We start from the raw sequence: 16,052 nt of genomic DNA on the forward strand, positions 1-16,052 counted from the left end.
AAATGCGCGCGGGAGCTTTATACTCCCGCGCCCGTTTTGCTCTTGAGGACTTATCTCGTGTCCAACATCGTTGCCGATCATCTCGTTTTGCTCGACCATTTGCGCAGCATCCTGGTCGCCGTAGGTGAGGCCGAACAGGTTCCCGACGAAAGCCATGCCTTGTTCCTGGAGCGCTTCGACGAACTGCTTGCACTGCTGCCGGTCGACCCGATCGAAAGCCAATACCTGGGCCAGGACATCCTGTGCCAGGTCATCACCCGTTACCCGCAAATCGCCCACCTGGTGCCACGCGACCTGCTGTGGTACTTCGCCGGTGACTGCCTGCACTACATGCCCGATGATGAAATCGACCTGTACCAGGCACTGGAAGAGCGTCGTTTCGAAGCCGAACAGAATGACGAACCTTTCGACTGGAATCAGGAAAAACAGCTGCTGTCCTTGTCGAACCAGGACAGCAAGCACTGATGCAAAAGGCCCGCATGGTTGAACATGCGGGCCTTTTTTTTTACTGTTGATTCAGAACAAGCCCTCGCTCTCGGGCAACTCATATTCCGATACAGCCGTACTCATTGGGCTCGACTTGCCTGGTTTGCCCAACGTTGGCTCTTTCTCCAGGCACTCCACCAGGTAATCGATCAACACCCGTAGCTTTGGAGGCAGGTATCGAGTGGGCGAGTACAGCAGCCACGCGCCTCCGTGGTAGGACGCCAGAAACGTCCAGTCCGGCAGCACTTGCACCATCAATCCCTTCTCCAGGGCACGGCGCGCGGTGAAATACGGCAGGCTGCCGATGCCGATGTGCTGCAACACCGCGCCAAAACGTATACCTGTGTGATTGGCGGCATATCGCCCGCGCACCCCGACGGTTACGGATTTGCTGCCTTTCTTGAACTTCCAGCGCGCATCGCTCGGAGTTTCGCCCAAATAGATGCAACTGTGGTTGAGCAAGTCATGTGGATGAGTCGGCGTACCGTGCTCAGCCAGGTATTGGGGTGTGGCGCAGAGCAGATGGTCGATGCTCAGCAACTGTCGCCCCACCAATCCCGCGGGCGGCCGGTCGGTGATACGAATCGCCAGGTCGACGTGATCGTCGATCAAATCCACCTGGCGATCCTCAAGCAACAACTCCACATCCACCTTGGGATAACGGCGCAAAAACTCCGGCATATGCGGGTGAATCACGATTCGGCCTACCGCTTTCGGGACGCTGAGGCGCACTACCCCCTCGGGCTCATCAGTGAACTGACCACTGATTTCCATCACTGACCGGGCAGCGTTGACCATCTCCTGGCAGCGCTTGAAGACCTCCTCGCCACCGTCGCTCAAACGTAACTTGCGCGTGGTTCGTTGCAGCAGGCGAGTGGCCAGGGCCTTTTCCAGACGCGAGATGCTGCGGCTGACAGCCGAGGGCGAAGAACCCAACTGGCGAGCAGCTTCGGAGAAGCTGCCGGTTTCGACGACCTTGACGAAAATCGCCATTTCACCCAGTAACGGCAGTGGAAGATTTATGCTCACAACGCAACAGTCCTTTGATGTTTGAACGGATTATCACGCTAAACCACGCTTCATATAATAAAAAATAGAAATTTGAATACGAGCATGGAATATGACGCTTCGCCTCTTTTTCCATAGTGATGAGCTCAAGGGCAACGTGGAAGTCCTGGACTGCGCACCTCACGAGAGCGAATTCGCCGTGGTGCTGCGCGCCACCCTGTTTCACCCCCAGGGTGGCGGGCAACCTTGTGACACGGGCTGGATTGGTGACAGCCGGGTACTGCGCGTAGTGCAGGACCCGGAACGGATCGTCCATTTCGTCGATCAACCGGTCAACCTTGGCATGACCCAGATCCGGGTCGACGAACAACGTCGCCAGTTCAATACGCGCATGCATTCGGCCGGCCACCTGATTGGCCACTTCGTCCAGGCCATGGGCTGGATGCCGATCAAGGCGCATCACTGGCCCGGTGAAGGACGAGTGCAATTCAAGCCGGCAGAGTCGGCGCAGGACGTTGAGGCGCAGACCGTTCAAAACGGCCTCGAACAGTGGATCGCCCATGATCTGCCGCGCCTGACATCGCTGCGCGAAGGCGCCCGGGAAATCAGTTTCGGTGAACTGCCCGCCTACGGCTGTGGCGGCACCCATGTACGTAGCCTGAAGGATTTGGGCGCGGTCACGATCACAGCCCTTTCGCAAAAGAAAGGCACGTTGTCCGTCCACTACCACGTGGACTGAGCCCTGCAACCTTCTGGAGTTGAGATGCTTTCCAATTACCTGGGCGAGTTCCTGGCGCTGGCGACGATTCACTTTCTGGCCGTGGTCGCTCCCGGACCGGATTTCGCCGTGACGATTCGCCAGAGTGTGCGTTTCGGTCGCGTGGTTGGCATCTGCACGGCACTGGGGATCGGCGCGGGGATTTCCGTGCACGTGCTGTACACCCTGCTCGGTGTCGGCGCGCTTATGCATAGCATTCCCTGGCTGTTGACGGTGGCCAAGGTCGTCGGGGGGACCTACATTCTTTATCTGGGTGTGAGCCTGGTGCGCAGTCGGCCGAAACCCGTATTGGAAGGCGATCAACCGACTGAGCAACCAGTGGTCGAGCAAACGCTGCTGAAGGCGTTTAAGACGGGTTTTCTGACCAACGCCACCAATCCCAAGGCCACCTTGTTCTTCCTGGCGATCTTCACCACGATCATCAGCGCCACGACACCGCTGGAGATTCAGGCGCTATACGGTGCCTGGATGTGCCTTGTGAATGCCCTGTGGTTCGTGATCGTTGCCTTGTTCTTTTCAAGCAGCCGGGTGAGGTTGCTGTTCATGCGCTTGGGGCACTGGTTCGAACGCAGCATGGGGGTGATCCTGATCCTGTTTGCCGGGCGGTTGATCCTGTCGATGTAATACGCCGCGCACATAAATCACGCACACACAAAAACGCCGCTCAATGAGCGGCGTTTTTGTTAAATATGGAGCGGGAAACGAGACTCGAACTCGCGACCCCGACCTTGGCAAGGTCGTGCTCTACCAACTGAGCTATTCCCGCAAATGGCATCCCCTGGGGGACTCAAACACTTGTTGCAAACAAAAACGCCGCTCGATGAGCGGCATTCTCGTTAAATATGGAGCGGGAAACGAGACTCGAACTCGCGACCCCGACCTTGGCAAGGTCGTGCTCTACCAACTGAGCTATTCCCGCAAATGGCGTCCCCTAGGGGACTCGAACCCCTGTTACCGCCGTGAAAGGGCGGTGTCCTAGGCCACTAGACGAAGGGGACACGCTGCCCGGAACACATGGTGTGTGTTTCGGTGCCCAGATCCGCATCCGAAGACTTGGTTCTGGTTTCACTCAGTACCGCCCGAAAGCAATACTGTTTAAAAATGGAGCGGGAAACGAGACTCGAACTCGCGACCCCGACCTTGGCAAGGTCGTGCTCTACCAACTGAGCTATTCCCGCATTGGCGTCCCCTAGGGGACTCGAACCCCTGTTACCGCCGTGAAAGGGCGGTGTCCTAGGCCACTAGACGAAGGGGACACACTACAACATTCACTCCCTGCTTCGTTTCGCTGTTCGCTTTACGCTGCAAGTGGCGCGCATTCTATGGATGGATTGAGAGGTCGTCAACCCCCTGTTATAAATTTATTTAAATCAATGACTTCGCGCTGCTTTGCGGCCCCTCCCGGCTTTTCCGTCGCCTGGGGTCTGGCGCCTATATTCTGACACTCGCCAAGGCGTTATAGTCGACGCCATGAGTGATGGCAATATGCTTCAGAGTGCCAGCATTCATATAAGCGGGCCGTGGCCGATACAGCTTCAGCCACGCCGAGCCAGGCAGCCGAGCGGCTCCACCGCTCTTGTAAGCCAGGCCACTTCACTCGCATGCAAACCCTAAAAAGAGGTTTTACCGGTGACACCACTCATGATCACCCTGCTCGTCGTAGCCGGGATTGCACTCTTGATCGCCATTGGCTACATCAACCATGTGGTGGAAAACAATAAACTGGAAAGGGCCCGTACCAAGGTTGAACTCAATGACCGCCTGCGTCGCTGTGGCGAAATCACCGAGACGTTTCCCGGCCAGTTGATGAAGCCTGCGCTCAAACTGTTGTTGACCCGCCTGGAACTGAATGTCTGCCAACGCCTGCTGAACCTGGAAAAGACCAGCGCCAACCTCAAGGCACGGATTAGCGAACTGGAGGCTCTGGTTGCCCAGGGCGAATCGATTCCGGTCAACAACCCGCCAGCACCGATCCAGACGGAAGCCAAGGCCAAGGACGTGCGCTTCCTGCTCGAAGCCTTGCACGGCCAGATCACCCGCGCTGCCCAGGATGGTTTCCTGCCACCCAGCGAAGCCAAGGGCTGGATCCGTGAAGTGCGCCATATCCTCGTGCTGCTGCACATCGAGTTCTTCAACAACCTCGGCCAGCATTCCCTGCAGCAGAACCAGCCCGGCCAGGCGCGACTGGCGTTCGAACGCGGCGTGCAGTACCTGCGCAAACAGCAGGAACCCCAGGTCTACGCCGAACAACTGGAATACCTGGAAAAACTCCTGGCCCGGGCCAACGACCAGGTCATGGACCGTATCGCGCCGGTGGAAGGCGACGTCAACCAACTGACCGAGGGCCTCAAGGAGGTCGAGGCAGATGCGGACTGGAAGAAGAAAGTGATCTACGACTGATCATTCGAACAACGTAGAAAAGCCACCGGGTCAGGTGGCTTTTTTTTGCCTGCAGGAGCAAAGCTTGCTCCTGCAGGGGCCTGGGGTAGGTATTAAAGCCTGAAATGCCCCACCATCCCCTTCAACTCAACCCCCAACTGCGCCAGCTCGATACTCGACGCCGCATTGCCCTGCATCGCCAGCGAAGACTGGTCCGCACTCGCACGAATACTCGTGACGCTGCGATTGATTTCCTCGGCCACCGAGCTCTGCTCCTCGGCAGCAGCGGCGATCTGCTGGTTCATCTGCTGAATCAAGGACACGGCCGCAGCAATACTCCCCAACGCACTCTCAGTCTGCAGTGCATCACTGACCGCCAGTTTCACCAACTCGCCACTGCCTTGTATCTGCTGCACCGACGCCTGCGCCGCCGCGCGCAAGGCGCTGACCAGTCGCTCGATCTCTTCGGTCGATTGCTGGGTGCGCTTGGCCAGGGCCCGCACTTCATCAGCCACCACCGCAAAGCCCCTGCCCTGCTCGCCGGCCCGGGCTGCTTCGATGGCCGCGTTCAGGGCCAGCAGGTTGGTCTGCTCCGCCACGCTCTTGATAACGCCGAGCACCGTGCCGATGTTCTGGATTTCCGCGCTCAGGCTTTCGATGCTTGAACTGGCCGACGTAGCGGAATCCGCCAGTTGCTCGATCCGCACCATGCTCTGGCGCACCACCTGTTGCCCGCTTTCAACCTTGCCATCGGCCGTTTGCGCCGCCAGGGCGGCCTCCTCCGCATTGCGCGCGACGTCGTGCACGGTGGCGGTCATCTGATTCATGGCCGTCGCCACCTGTTCGGTTTCTTCCTTCTGGCTGCTGACTTCGAGGTTGGTCTGTTCGGTCACGGCAGACAAGGATTGCGCTGAAGTGGCCAACTGCTCGATGCCCGCCTGCAAACCGCTGACGATCTGGCTCAGCCCTGCGCCCATCTGTTGCATGGCCTGCATCAATTGACCGATCTCGTCGCGGCGGGTCACTTCGACCTTCGCACTCAGGTCCCCGGCAGCGATCTGCTGCGCCACACGAATCACAGTGCGCAACGGCGCCACGATCAAGCGGGTAATCACCCACGCCGCAATCAAGCCGACCAGCAAGGCCAGTACGGAAGAGCCGAGTATCAGCAGCGAGTTGTTTTTCAGTTGCGACTGCATCGACTGGTCTTCGGCGACATAGGCCTGGTCCACCCGTTCCACCACCTGGGCAGCGCGTTGATGCAATTGCTGGTAGACGATTTTTTCCTGCTCGAGCAGGCCGGTGTACTCGGCAAGCTTGTCGCTGAAACTGGCGATATGGCCGGTGACTTCATTGAGGACCGTCTGGTAGCCCTCATCCTTGACCAAGGTCTTGAGTTGCTCGGCCTGGGTCAGCGCCTGGCTGGCCTGCTCGATCTTGCCCTGCCCGGCGCCATCGTCGCCCTTGCGGCTCTGGTCCAGACGAACGCGTGCTTCGTTCATGGCTTGCAGCATCAACCGCGAAACCTGGCTGACCTGACTGGCTTGCTCGATGAATGCCGCTCCGTCCTTGCCTTCGGATTCCTTCAAGGTATAAGCGCCATCATCGGCGAGCCCGGCTTGCAGGATGTCGAGGTTATTGGCCACGCTGGACACCGACCAACTGGCCATTTCCAGCGCCAGGTCCTTGGCCTGGCTGAGCGAGACAAACTCGTCAAACGCCTTGCGGTAAGCTCCCAGGGACTGCTCGACGTCATTCATGACCGGTACGTTGGCCGCCGACGCCGACTTGAGCTGGTTTGCCAGGTCGATCAGGCCATCAACGCCTGCGTGCAGGGCATCGACGGTTTTCGGGCTACCGTGCAGGGCATATTCCTGCTCCAGCAGTCGCACCTTGAGCAAACCACTGTTGAGCGAAGACATCTGCTTGAGCCCGTCGAAGCGCTGGCTGATGGTTTGCAGCGACCATACACCGATGGCCGCAACCAGGGCCGTCAGCAACAGCACCAGCGCAAACCCGACACCCAGTTTTTTTGCCATACCGAGGTTGGCAAAACGTCCTTGCACGGCTGAAATCATTGCACTCAGTCCCCCGCCATTATCGTTGCGTCAGAGTCGCAACGGCCCTGTATCAACACAAGACTCTGGCGCCTGAATAATGGCAAAAAGCTACGTCCGCGTCGTTTTCAGAACGCTGGAGGTCGATCCGCTATCAAAACGCCGTAACCCCGCCATCCACGGCCAATGAATGCCCCGTGGTGAACGCCGCGCCATCGCTGCACAGGTACAACACCGCGCTGGCGATTTCCTCGACCTTGCCGATGCGGCCAACCGGGTGCATCGCATTGGCGAACTCGCCCTTCTTCGGGTCTGCTTCATAAGCACGGCGGAACATGTCGGTGTCGATCACCGCCGGGCAAACGGCATTGACGCGGATTTTTTTCTTGGCGTATTCAATCGCGGCCGACTTGGTCAGGCCGATGACAGCATGCTTGGAAGCCGCGTAGATGCTCATCTTGGGCGCAGCCCCGAGACCGGCCACTGACGCGGTGTTGACGATTGCACCGCCGCCCTGGGCCAGCAGCAAAGGCAGCTGGTACTTCATGCACAGCCAGACCCCCTTGACGTTGACGCCCATGATCGCGTCAAACTCGTCGACCGTACCTTCGGCCAGCTTGCCTTTCTCGATCTCGATACCGGCATTGTTGAAGGCATAGTCGAGACGGCCGTAGGTATTGACCACTTCATCCATCAGATTCTTTACATCGCTTTCCAGCGTAACGTTGCAACGCACGAAGGTCGCTTCGCCACCTGCCGTACGGATCAGCGCGACCGTGCCCTCGCCGCCCGCGGTGTCCATGTCGGCTACCACCACCTTCAAGCCTTCGGCGGCAAACGCCTGGGCAGTGGCCCGGCCAATGCCGGCTGCCGCGCCTGTCACCACTGCCACCTGGCCGGAAAACGTCATGCTCATTGTTCTGTCCTCGAAGATAAGTTTGCGGGTTTCGCGTGTTCCCCAGCATAGCCACAGCCTCCCTGGCCCGGCAGCACTATCAAAAGGCCGGTTGAGCCCCCATGAGCGGCAGTGATGGAACTACCGTACCAACTATCACTGCACTGGATCAGTCCGTATTCGCCGCATCAGCCGAACTTGCGACATCGACTTTGAGGGTCTATCAACAAGGTTTCATTCATCCTGAGTGCCTACCATGACGTCCCAGACCAATCGCCAATTTCTGCTCGCCAAACGCCCAGTGGGTGCCGCGACCCGGGAAACCTTCACCTATCAGGAAGTACCGGTCGGCGAACCGGCTGCAGGCCAGATCCTGGTCAAGAACGAATACCTGTCCCTGGACCCGGCCATGCGCGGCTGGATGAACGAAGGCAAGTCCTACATCCCGCCGGTCGGTCTTGGCGAAGTGATGCGCGCGTTGGGCGTAGGCAAGGTCTTGGCTTCGAACAACCCGGGGTTCGCGGTCGGCGATTACGTCAACGGCGCCCTTGGCGTGCAGGATTATTTCCTGGGTGAGCCGCGCGGGTTCTATAAGGTCGATCCGAAACTGGCGCCGCTGCCGCGCTATTTGTCCGCGCTGGGCATGACCGGCATGACCGCTTACTTCGCGTTGCTCGACGTGGGTGCGCCCAAGGCCGGCGATACCGTGGTGTTGTCGGGCGCTGCCGGTGCGGTGGGCAGCATTGCCGGGCAGATTGCCAAGATAAAGGGTTGTCGGGTAGTCGGCATCGCCGGGGGCGCGGACAAATGCAGGTTCCTCATCGACGAACTGGGTTTTGACGGCGTCATCGACTACAAGAATGAGGATGTCGTTGCAGGCCTCAAGCGCGAATGCCCCAAAGGCGTCGACGTGTATTTCGACAACGTGGGCGGCGACATCCTCGACGCGGTATTGAGCCGTTTGAACCTGAAAGCCCGGGTGGTGATCTGTGGCGCCATCAGCCAGTACAACAACAAGGAAGCGGTCAAGGGCCCGGCCAACTACCTGTCACTGCTGGTCAACCGCGCACGCATGGAAGGTTTTGTGGTGATGGACTACGCCGCGCAGTTCGCCGCCGCCGGACAGGAAATGGCCGGCTGGATGGCCAAGGGGCAACTCAAGAGCAAGGAAGACATCGTGGAGGGACTGGAGACGTTCCCGGAAACGTTGATGAAATTGTTCAGCGGGGAGAATTTTGGCAAGTTGGTCCTGAAAGTCTGACGTTGTTCTGTAGGAGCTGGCTTGCCAGCGATGCAGGCACCGCGGTGATTCAGGTGAACCGCGGTGATTCAATCGCCGGCAAGCCGGCTCCTACAGGTATTCAGGCAAGTTCGGCGACCACCGAAGCCAGTGCCTTGGCCGGATCCGCCGCCTGGCTGATCGGACGGCCGATCACCAGGTAATCGGAACCGGCATCCAGCGCCTGGCGCGGAGTCAGGATGCGGCGCTGGTCGTCCTGGGCGCTGCCCGCAGGACGAATTCCCGGGGTCACCAGTTGCAGCGACGGGTGCGCCGATTTCAGCGCCTGGGCTTCCAGGGCCGAGCACACCAGGCCATCCATCCCGGCTTTTTCCGCCAGTGCCGCCAGACGCAGGACCTGCTCCTGCGGCTCGATGTCCAGACCGATTCCGGCCAGGTCCTCACGCTCCATGCTAGTCAACACCGTCACACCGATCAGCAGCGGTTTTGGCCCGCTGCGCTGGTCCAGCACTTCGCGGCAGGCAGCCATCATGCGCAGGCCACCGGAGCAGTGGACGTTGACCATCCACACGCCCATTTCCGCCGCGGCCTTGACCGCCATGGCCGTGGTGTTGGGGATGTCGTGGAACTTGAGGTCCAGGAACACTTCGAAGCCCTTGTCACGCAGGGTGCCGACGATTTCCGAAGCGCAGCTGGTGAAGAGTTCTTTACCGACTTTGACCCGGCACAGTTTCGGGTCCAACTGGTCGGCCAGCTTCAGTGCGGCGTCACGGGTAGGGAAATCCAGGGCGACGATGATAGGAGTCTGGCAGGCGGACATGAGTGGGCTCTCAGGCAAGTCGAAATCGGCGCGCATTGTAGCGGAACCAATGGCCCTGCGGGACCCGATGATCGGTAAATCGTCGAGAACGCTCAGGCAAGACTAGCCTTTGCGGCAATTGTGTCGAGTTCGGTACAGTCACGACACGCCCTCAACATCCTTGCCCGCTACCCTCGGCAGCCGCAATACGTCCTTACCTCAGCACTTCCCGCCTCCGGGCAGGACGCCTATGCTGGAACCACAACCTCGCGGCCTATCTTTGTGGTTGGCAGCCTACCTGGCAGATGAACGCACGCATGTACAACACTCCAGCCCCCGTGAACGACGATCAAAAAGCGCCCGGCGATGAAAAACGCTGGAGCATTCGCGCACTGATCGTCGACGATGACGTGCCGATCCGCGAGCTGATGATCGACTACCTTGCCCGGTTCAACATCCATGCCAGCGGGGTCACCGACGGCGCCGCCATGCGCCTGGCGATGCAGGCGGAGCATTTCGACGTGGTGGTGCTCGACCTGATGCTGCCTGGCGAAGACGGCCTGTCGCTGTGCCGCTGGTTGCGCGGCGAATCGGATATTCCGATCCTGATGCTCACGGCCCGCTGCGAACCCACCGACCGGATCATCGGCCTTGAGCTCGGCGCCGACGACTACATGGCCAAGCCTTTCGAACCCCGCGAGCTGGTCGCGCGCATCCAGACGATTCTGCGCCGGGTGCGGGACGACCGCAGCGAACAACGGGCGAACATCCGCTTCGACAATTGGCGCCTGAACAGCGTGCTGCGCCAGTTGATTGCAGCCGATGGCCTGGTAGTGCCCCTGTCCAATGCCGAATTTCGCCTGCTGTGGGTGTTCATTGAACGTCCGCGTCGGGTCCTGAGCCGCGAGCAACTGCTGGATGCCGCTCGTGGCCGTTCGATCGAAGCCTTCGATCGCAGCATTGACCTGCTGGTGTCGCGCCTGCGGCAGAAGCTCGGTGACGACCCCAAGGCGCCACAACTGATCAAAACCGTCCGGGGTGAGGGTTATCTGTTCGACGCCCGGGATATCGGCTGATGCGGGCGCGCTTCGATACGCTGTTCGGTCGCCTGTTTGGTGTCCTGCTGATCGCGATTATCCTGGCGCACCTGCTGGCATTTGCCTGGTTTCACTCTTACGGCCCGCCACCTCCCCCACTCCCCCCCCCTGCGCCAGCGGCATTTTCCGAAGAGCTGGAGGGTCAACGCCCACCAATCGACCCGCGCCTGGCCAATCGCCCTCCCCGGCCATGGTTCGGCGGACCGCTGGTGCCGCTGACGTTTCAACTGATCTCGCTGATCATTGCCGCCTGGTACGGTGCCAAATTGCTCAGCCGGCCGATTCAGCGCCTGAGCGATGCAGCCGAGCGCCTGAGTGAAAACCTCGACAGTGTGCCACTGGAAGAGTCCGGCCCACGGGAGGCGCGGCAAGCGGCGCATACGTTCAACAAAATGCAGCAACGCATCATCGAGCAAGTCAAGCAGCGCTCGCGCATGCTCGGTGCCGTGTCCCACGACCTGCGCACGCCCCTGTCGCGGCTCAAACTGCGCCTGGAACAGATCGACAACGACAAGCTGCAAGGGCAGATGCGCCAGGATCTGGACGACATGATCAGCATGCTCGATGCGACCCTCGGCTACCTGCACGAACAGCGCGCCAGCGAGGCATCACAGTGGATGGATGTGCAGGCGCTGGTCGAGTCCCTGAGCGAAAACGCCCAGGACCAGGGTGCCGACGTCCAGGCCCGCGGTCATTGCGCGCCGCTGCAAGTCCAGCCGATGGCGTTGCGCTCCTGTATCAACAACCTGCTGGACAATGCCCTGCGTTATGCCGGGAATGCGCTGATCACGCTCGAAGACAATCGCGAACAGCTGGTGATCCGGGTCATCGACCACGGCCCGGGGATCGCGGCGGATAAACGCGAAGCGGTGTTCGAACCGTTCTTTCGATTGGAGGGCTCACGCAATCGCAACTCCGGCGGCGTCGGGCTGGGCATGACCATTGCTCGCGAAGCGGCGCAACGGCTGGGCGGGCAGCTAAGCCTGGAAGAGACGCCCGGTGGCGGGCTGACGGCGGTCATTCGCCTGCCCAGGACCTGACATTCAGCGACGGTCATCAACCCGAGACTGGCTCTTGCTCCAGTCGGTCAACAGGCTGTAAGCCACGGCCAGCAACGTCGGCCCGATAAACAGGCCAATGAATCCGAACGCGATCAACCCGCCAAACACCCCAAGCAACACAATCACCAGCGGCAAATTCCCGCCCCGGCTGATCAGGTAGGGTTTGAGCACGTTGTCCACGCCACTGATGATGAACATGCCCCAGATGCCGAGGAACACCGCCATGCCGTAATCACCCTTCCAGACCAGCCAGGCAGTGGCGGGGATCCATACCAGCGGTGGCCCCATGGGAATCAGGCTGAGCAGGAAGGTCACGATACCGAGAACCAGCGCCCCGGGGACGCCAGCAATCAGGAATCCAATCAGCGCCAGGACCGCCTGGGCCGCGGCAGTGCCGATCACGCCGTTCACCACCCGTTGCACCGTGCCCGCCACCAGTTCGATGTAGTACCCGGCACGGTGGCCGATCAGCCGCTCCAGCAAACCATGAACAAAGGCCGCCAACCGTGGGCCGTCGCGATAGAAAAAGAACACGAAGACAATGCTCAGGGTCAGCTCGAGGATGCCGCCGCCAATCTGCGCGCTACGCGCCAGCAACCAGTTGCCGACCTGCCCCAGATAAGGCTTGAGCGACACCATCATCGCCGCGCCCTGCTGATCGACACTGTTCCAGATGACCAACAGCCTCTCGCCCACCAGGGGAATGCCACCCAGCCAGGTCGGCGCTTCAGGCAGGCCGTCGACCTGCACATCCTTGATGAACGCCGTGGCGTCACGCACGTGGTCCGCCAGGTTGAACCCCAGCCACACCAAAGGCGCCGCCACCAGCACCATCCAGCCCACGGTCAGCAGGGCCGCCGCCAGGGACTCGCGGCCATTGAGCCAGCGGGTCAGCAGGCGCATCAGTGGCCAACTGGCGAAAGCCAGTACCGCGCCCCAGAACAGGGCCGACCAGAACGGCGCCATCACCCAGAAGCTCGCGCCAAACAGCACCAGCAGCAGGATCTGCACCAACAGCCGATCGTTATTGATCATCACAGTCTCGAAAAAATCATTCAGCAAAAAGAGTAGGCGAACACGCCGCGCGTGTTCGCCGGATAGTGTTTATCGCAGCAGTTTGATATGCAGGCCAGAGCCTTCGACACCACCGGTTTCCATCCGTGCCCCGCGTACGCCCTGTTCAATCAGCGACTGGCGCCAGGCTTCGGCGTTGGGTCCCGATACACTGACCCGCAAGGTCGTGTCCAGGTTCAAGCCCCGGGAGATCAGGCGCAGCCAGGTGTCATCGGGTGCTTGCGTCAGCTTGGGGAAGTCGAGTTCTCCGGTACTCTTTAGCTCGCGCAGCAAGGTCGCGGACGTCGGCAGCAATTCCCCCAGTGGGGCGACGGCGTCGAATTGTTCGACATGCAGATAGGCTTTGCGATTGCCACGGGTGATGCTGTAGAGCGCCACCAGCGTATTGTCCTGAGGTGCGGCCAGGCGTAACAGCAGGTACGCCTGCTCATTATCGGCGCCATAGAGCTTGGCGTTACCGAACACTTCGTTGGCCCACAGGCTGCTTTCGCCGCAATCTCGAGCCTGGCACCAGAACAGCAACTGGGCGTCCTGCTGCTGCAGCGCTTCGCGCGCGGCGGTGAAGGCCTGGGTTGCGGAATGTTCCGCCGGCAATTCATAGGTCACTGAGGTGACATGCCCACGGGCACTGACCTGTCCGTCAAAGCGTAGCTGGCCGCTGATCTTGCGGATCGAACCGAGCGGATAGATTCGTTCGAGCTCTGCCGAGGGGCGATAGTCGACGATCTGCGCATCGGTCATGCGCGGCACCATCGGCAAGTCCTGACTGCCGGGCAAATCGGCGGCTAACGATAGAGGACTGAAACAACAGAGCATCAGCAAACTGAGTGAGCGCATGGATGGACTCATCAGATTGGCATGACCTTGTGGCCATTCGGGGTCGCAGCGGTGTAGAGGTCTGTCATGGTTGTCTCCCTTTTCAACCCAGCCAGCCTCGACAGTTGCCCGGCGCAAGTCAAGGAATGGCGAAGAACCGATTGAAACAGTCTGCGACAAGGTCGGCGCCGGGTTCGTCATTCAGGTGCAAATGATGGCCGCCTGGCAGCTGTTCAAGGCTAAAGGGTAGACGCTCCAACAACTCTGGATGCTTGGCGAGCATGCCGTCGGCGGCGACCACCAGTTTCGCCGGGCAAGCGACCCGCTGGACGAAGGCCATTGCCTGTTCGGTGGTCAGGCGCAGCGGCGATGGCAGCGTGAGGCGATTGTCGGTGCGCCAGGTGTAGCCGCCCGGCACCGGCATCAAGCCACGCTGGGCCAGTAGTTCAGCGGCTTCGCGACTGACCGCCACCAGGCCTTTCATGCGCGCTTCGATGGCGCGGTCTTGAGTGCTGTAGACCGGTTTGCGCTTTTCCCGCAGGTCCAGTTGCGCCTGCAGGGCCATGCCCATGCGCTCGGCAGCGTGCTCACCTTTGTCCGTGGGCGGAATGACACCATCAATCAATGCCAGGTGAGTGACACGCTCCGGTAGCGAGCCAGCAATGATCAGCGATGCGATGGCGCCCATCGAATGCCCCAGCAACGCAAACCGCTTCAGGCCAAGCTGCTCTGCCACTTGCAGCACATCGTGGGCGTAGTCCCACATGGCGTAACTGGCACCCGGCGGACGGTGCCCCGAATGCCCGTGGCCGGCCATGTCCAGGGCGATCACGCGCAGGCCCTTGAGCTTGGGTGCCAGGCGGGCGAAGCTGTTGGCGTTGTCCAGCCAGCCATGCAGGGCGATCACCGGTAAACCGTCTTCGGGACCGAACAAGTGCGCCGCCAACTCGATGTGCGGCAGGCTCAGGCGGACTTCTTCGACGACCTGGCTCATGCGCAATCCTGTTGCTGGCGACTTTCCCAGCGGTCGAACAGGTTTTTCAGCAGTGCTGCTGTCTCCTGCGGACTCTCCAGAGGAAACATATGCCCACCAGGCATGCTCAGGGCCTCCCCATTTGGCATGCGCCCGACCGAACGGGTGTGATGGCGCATCACTACCCGGCTCTTGTGCCCGCGCACGACCGCCAGCGGCACTTTCAACTGTCGGGTGCGGGCGGGGCTGGTGTGCGGTACGCCCCGGTAGATGCTGATTTCCGTGGCAGGGTCGAAACGCAGGCGCAACCTGTCGCCGACCGGCTGCAATCCATAGTGCAGGTAGGCATCGAAACACTCCGGATCGAAGCCGCGAAACAGACTCTTGCCGGCGAAATAACGGCGGGCACTCTCGAGATCGGCAAATTCTTCACGACGCCCCAGGGTTCGACCGGCCGGGGTCAGGCGGTCGATGAAGCCCAGGCGCTTGGCCGCGCGGATGACCCATTGATCGGTGCGCGTCAGCACCGGCGAATCGAGCATCACCACACCGCGATACAACTCGGGGCAACGCAACGCCGCGTGCAGATGCAGTACGCCACCGAAGGAATGACCCACGCCCCACACCGGCTGCGGCTGTTGCTGCAGGTGATGGATCAGTTCATCCACCAGGTTGTACCAGTTGTCGTCGACCGGGAAACGCGGGTCGTGGGCGTGTTGCTCCAGATGCGTCACCTGAAATTCGGGTGCCAGCGCCGCAAACAACTTGCCATAGGTTCCTGAAGGAAAACCATTGGCGTGGGCGAAAAATATCTGTTGCGACATACCTGCAAATCCATGAGCGAGACCAAGCGTTGATTGTCCGCAAGACCGCGCCCTGCAGCAATGACCGTAACTGACAGGAATGATGACAGTCCGGCCATGCAAATAAAGGAACGCAGGCTTCAACGAGCCGGCGGATTCTCACCCAGCGGCACCACGGCCATGGTCAACCGCGACACACAACTGGCCTTGCCTTCGTCACTGGTCAAACGGATATCCCAGACATGGGTGGTACGCCCGATGTGAATCGGCTTTGCCACCGCCGTCACCCGCCCGCTGCGCAAGCCGCGCAGGTGGTTGGCGTTGATTTCCAGCCCCACGCAGTAAAATTTGCTGGCATCGATGCACAGGTAGCTGGCCATGGAACCGACGGATTCAGCCAGCACCACCGAAGCGCCGCCATGCAACAAGCCATAAGGCTGGTGAGTGCGATGGTCTATGACCATGCTCGCGGTCAGGGACTCTTCATCGAAAGCTTCGAAACGGATGTCCAGCAGTTCGCCGATGGTGTTTTTCTGAATTGCATTCAGCTGTTCGATGTTGGGAAGGGTACGCCACAGACTCATAG

General features: G+C 60.3%; 16 protein-coding genes, 5 tRNA genes and 1 pseudogene. 7 read left to right on the top strand and 15 right to left on the bottom strand.

Translation table 11 applies throughout. From position 1 onward, the window contains the following. Positions 1–57: 57 nt before the first annotated feature. On the top strand, positions 58–465 hold the full coding sequence (locus ACIO0C_RS27555; protein WP_008062898.1) for a PA2817 family protein: 408 nt from the start codon (positions 58–60) through the stop codon (positions 463–465). 51 nt (positions 466–516) lie between these two features. Here the strand turns inward: ACIO0C_RS27555 and ACIO0C_RS27560 are convergent, their stop codons facing one another. Beyond that, positions 517–1,515: a LysR family transcriptional regulator gene (locus tag ACIO0C_RS27560; protein WP_401317046.1), complete on the bottom strand. Its 999-nt coding sequence runs from the start codon at positions 1,513–1,515 to the stop codon at positions 517–519. 91 nt (positions 1,516–1,606) lie between these two features. Here ACIO0C_RS27560 and ACIO0C_RS27565 point away from each other — a divergent pair, with 91 nt between their 5' ends. Continuing rightward, positions 1,607–2,233 (top strand): alanyl-tRNA editing protein, encoded by a 627-nt coding sequence (locus tag ACIO0C_RS27565; protein WP_401317049.1) that lies wholly within the window; start codon positions 1,607–1,609, stop codon positions 2,231–2,233. 24 nt (positions 2,234–2,257) lie between these two features. After that, positions 2,258–2,896 (top strand): LysE family translocator, encoded by a 639-nt coding sequence (locus ACIO0C_RS27570; RefSeq protein ID WP_401317052.1) that lies wholly within the window; start codon positions 2,258–2,260, stop codon positions 2,894–2,896. 66 nt (positions 2,897–2,962) lie between these two features. Here the strand turns inward: ACIO0C_RS27570 and ACIO0C_RS27575 are convergent. The 5 genes from ACIO0C_RS27575 to ACIO0C_RS27595 form a co-directional block, all read right to left on the bottom strand. Next, positions 2,963–3,038: transfer RNA gene (locus ACIO0C_RS27575), tRNA-Gly, on the bottom strand. A 77-nt stretch (positions 3,039–3,115) separates the two neighbouring features. Beyond that, positions 3,116–3,191: transfer RNA gene (locus ACIO0C_RS27580), tRNA-Gly, on the bottom strand. Between the two features lie 3 nt (positions 3,192–3,194). Continuing rightward, positions 3,195–3,270: transfer RNA gene (locus ACIO0C_RS27585), tRNA-Glu, on the bottom strand. 104 nt (positions 3,271–3,374) lie between these two features. Continuing rightward, positions 3,375–3,450, bottom strand: a tRNA-Gly gene (locus tag ACIO0C_RS27590). Positions 3,451–3,452: 2 nt separating this feature from the next. Next, positions 3,453–3,528: transfer RNA gene (locus tag ACIO0C_RS27595), tRNA-Glu, on the bottom strand. Positions 3,529–3,913: 385 nt separating this feature from the next. Between ACIO0C_RS27595 and ACIO0C_RS27600 the strand changes: the two genes are divergently transcribed. Next, entirely contained in the window at positions 3,914–4,672 is a 759-nt protein-coding gene (locus ACIO0C_RS27600) for a hypothetical protein (RefSeq protein ID WP_401317054.1), read from the top strand. 92 nt (positions 4,673–4,764) lie between these two features. Here the strand turns inward: ACIO0C_RS27600 and ACIO0C_RS27605 are convergent, their stop codons facing one another. The 3 genes and pseudogenes from ACIO0C_RS27605 to ACIO0C_RS27615 all read right to left on the bottom strand — a co-directional run bounded on the left by ACIO0C_RS27605 (position 4,765) and on the right by ACIO0C_RS27615 (position 7,624). Further along, positions 4,765–5,646 carry a methyl-accepting chemotaxis protein gene (locus ACIO0C_RS27605; RefSeq protein ID WP_401317087.1) on the bottom strand — a complete coding sequence of 294 codons (882 nt, stop codon included), beginning with the start codon at positions 5,644–5,646 and terminating at the stop codon, positions 4,765–4,767. After that, positions 5,623–6,729 (bottom strand): annotated as a pseudogene (locus tag ACIO0C_RS27610) (HAMP domain-containing protein); the annotation flags it as partial. The pseudogene ACIO0C_RS27610 and the gene ACIO0C_RS27605, both read right to left, overlap by 24 nt. A 133-nt stretch (positions 6,730–6,862) precedes the next feature. Next, positions 6,863–7,624, bottom strand: coding sequence for an SDR family oxidoreductase (locus ACIO0C_RS27615; protein WP_008062892.1), 762 nt, complete (start codon positions 7,622–7,624; stop codon positions 6,863–6,865). Between the two features lie 235 nt (positions 7,625–7,859). Between ACIO0C_RS27615 and ACIO0C_RS27620 the strand changes: the two genes are divergently transcribed. Then, on the top strand, positions 7,860–8,864 hold the full coding sequence (locus tag ACIO0C_RS27620; RefSeq protein WP_401317056.1) for an NADP-dependent oxidoreductase: 1,005 nt from the start codon (positions 7,860–7,862) through the stop codon (positions 8,862–8,864). Between the two features lie 100 nt (positions 8,865–8,964). Here the strand turns inward: ACIO0C_RS27620 and pyrF are convergent, their stop codons facing one another. Further along, complete coding sequence (gene pyrF, locus ACIO0C_RS27625) at positions 8,965–9,663, bottom strand: orotidine-5'-phosphate decarboxylase (RefSeq protein WP_007974578.1); 699 nt, start codon at positions 9,661–9,663, stop codon at positions 8,965–8,967. 296 nt (positions 9,664–9,959) lie between these two features. Between pyrF and ACIO0C_RS27630 the strand changes: the two genes are divergently transcribed. Beyond that, the gene (locus ACIO0C_RS27630; RefSeq protein WP_032831861.1) at positions 9,960–10,718 is read left to right on the top strand and encodes a response regulator; all 759 of its coding nucleotides are present in this window, start codon (positions 9,960–9,962) and stop codon (positions 10,716–10,718) included. Next, positions 10,718–11,779, top strand: coding sequence for a sensor histidine kinase (locus tag ACIO0C_RS27635; RefSeq protein ID WP_401317058.1), 1,062 nt, complete (start codon positions 10,718–10,720; stop codon positions 11,777–11,779). Before ACIO0C_RS27630 ends, ACIO0C_RS27635 begins: the two co-directional genes overlap by 1 nt. A gap of 3 nt (positions 11,780–11,782) precedes the next feature. On the opposite strand, the gene ACIO0C_RS27640 is transcribed toward ACIO0C_RS27635, so the two are convergent. The 5 genes from ACIO0C_RS27640 to ACIO0C_RS27660 all read right to left on the bottom strand — a co-directional run bounded on the left by ACIO0C_RS27640 (position 11,783) and on the right by ACIO0C_RS27660 (position 16,050). Then, a complete protein-coding gene (locus tag ACIO0C_RS27640; RefSeq protein WP_401317061.1) occupies positions 11,783–12,835 on the bottom strand; it encodes an AI-2E family transporter in 1,053 nt (350 codons plus the stop codon). Between the two features lie 69 nt (positions 12,836–12,904). Continuing rightward, positions 12,905–13,711 carry a DUF4892 domain-containing protein gene (locus ACIO0C_RS27645; RefSeq protein WP_401317063.1) on the bottom strand — a complete coding sequence of 269 codons (807 nt, stop codon included), beginning with the start codon at positions 13,709–13,711 and terminating at the stop codon, positions 12,905–12,907. Between the two features lie 118 nt (positions 13,712–13,829). Continuing rightward, complete coding sequence (locus ACIO0C_RS27650) at positions 13,830–14,684, bottom strand: alpha/beta hydrolase (RefSeq protein WP_401317065.1); 855 nt, start codon at positions 14,682–14,684, stop codon at positions 13,830–13,832. Then, positions 14,681–15,487 carry an alpha/beta fold hydrolase gene (locus tag ACIO0C_RS27655; protein ID WP_401317067.1) on the bottom strand — a complete coding sequence of 269 codons (807 nt, stop codon included), beginning with the start codon at positions 15,485–15,487 and terminating at the stop codon, positions 14,681–14,683. The genes ACIO0C_RS27650 and ACIO0C_RS27655 overlap by 4 nt, the downstream gene beginning before the upstream one ends. A 119-nt stretch (positions 15,488–15,606) precedes the next feature. Beyond that, complete coding sequence (locus ACIO0C_RS27660) at positions 15,607–16,050, bottom strand: hotdog fold thioesterase (RefSeq protein WP_272603298.1); 444 nt, start codon at positions 16,048–16,050, stop codon at positions 15,607–15,609. Positions 16,051–16,052 lie beyond the last annotated feature (2 nt).

The sequence above is a fragment of the Pseudomonas sp. NPDC087336 genome (assembly GCF_044744285.1).
GTDB lineage: Bacteria > Pseudomonadota > Gammaproteobacteria > Pseudomonadales > Pseudomonadaceae > Aquipseudomonas.

Bases quoted from the DNA above. Each gene is read 5' to 3' on its own strand.
- ACIO0C_RS27565 (WP_401317049.1), top strand. From the start codon at position 1,607: ATGACGCTTCGCCTCTTTTTCCATAGTGATGAGCTCAAGGGCAACGTG.
- ACIO0C_RS27570 (WP_401317052.1), top strand. From the start codon at position 2,258: ATGCTTTCCAATTACCTGGGCGAGTTCCTGGCGCTGGCGACGATTCAC.
- ACIO0C_RS27600 (WP_401317054.1), top strand. From the start codon at position 3,914: ATGATCACCCTGCTCGTCGTAGCCGGGATTGCACTCTTGATCGCCATT.
- ACIO0C_RS27605 (WP_401317087.1), bottom strand. From the start codon at position 5,646: ATGCAGGCCATGCAACAGATGGGCGCAGGGCTGAGCCAGATCGTCAGC.
- ACIO0C_RS27615 (WP_008062892.1), bottom strand. From the start codon at position 7,624: ATGAGCATGACGTTTTCCGGCCAGGTGGCAGTGGTGACAGGCGCGGCA.
- ACIO0C_RS27620 (WP_401317056.1), top strand. From the start codon at position 7,860: ATGACGTCCCAGACCAATCGCCAATTTCTGCTCGCCAAACGCCCAGTG.
- pyrF (WP_007974578.1), bottom strand. From the start codon at position 9,663: ATGTCCGCCTGCCAGACTCCTATCATCGTCGCCCTGGATTTCCCTACC.
- ACIO0C_RS27630 (WP_032831861.1), top strand. From the start codon at position 9,960: ATGTACAACACTCCAGCCCCCGTGAACGACGATCAAAAAGCGCCCGGC.
- ACIO0C_RS27635 (WP_401317058.1), top strand. From the start codon at position 10,718: ATGCGGGCGCGCTTCGATACGCTGTTCGGTCGCCTGTTTGGTGTCCTG.
- ACIO0C_RS27640 (WP_401317061.1), bottom strand. From the start codon at position 12,835: ATGATCAATAACGATCGGCTGTTGGTGCAGATCCTGCTGCTGGTGCTG.
- ACIO0C_RS27645 (WP_401317063.1), bottom strand. From the start codon at position 13,711: ATGCGCTCACTCAGTTTGCTGATGCTCTGTTGTTTCAGTCCTCTATCG.
- ACIO0C_RS27650 (WP_401317065.1), bottom strand. From the start codon at position 14,684: ATGAGCCAGGTCGTCGAAGAAGTCCGCCTGAGCCTGCCGCACATCGAG.
- ACIO0C_RS27655 (WP_401317067.1), bottom strand. From the start codon at position 15,487: ATGTCGCAACAGATATTTTTCGCCCACGCCAATGGTTTTCCTTCAGGA.
- ACIO0C_RS27660 (WP_272603298.1), bottom strand. From the start codon at position 16,050: ATGAGTCTGTGGCGTACCCTTCCCAACATCGAACAGCTGAATGCAATT.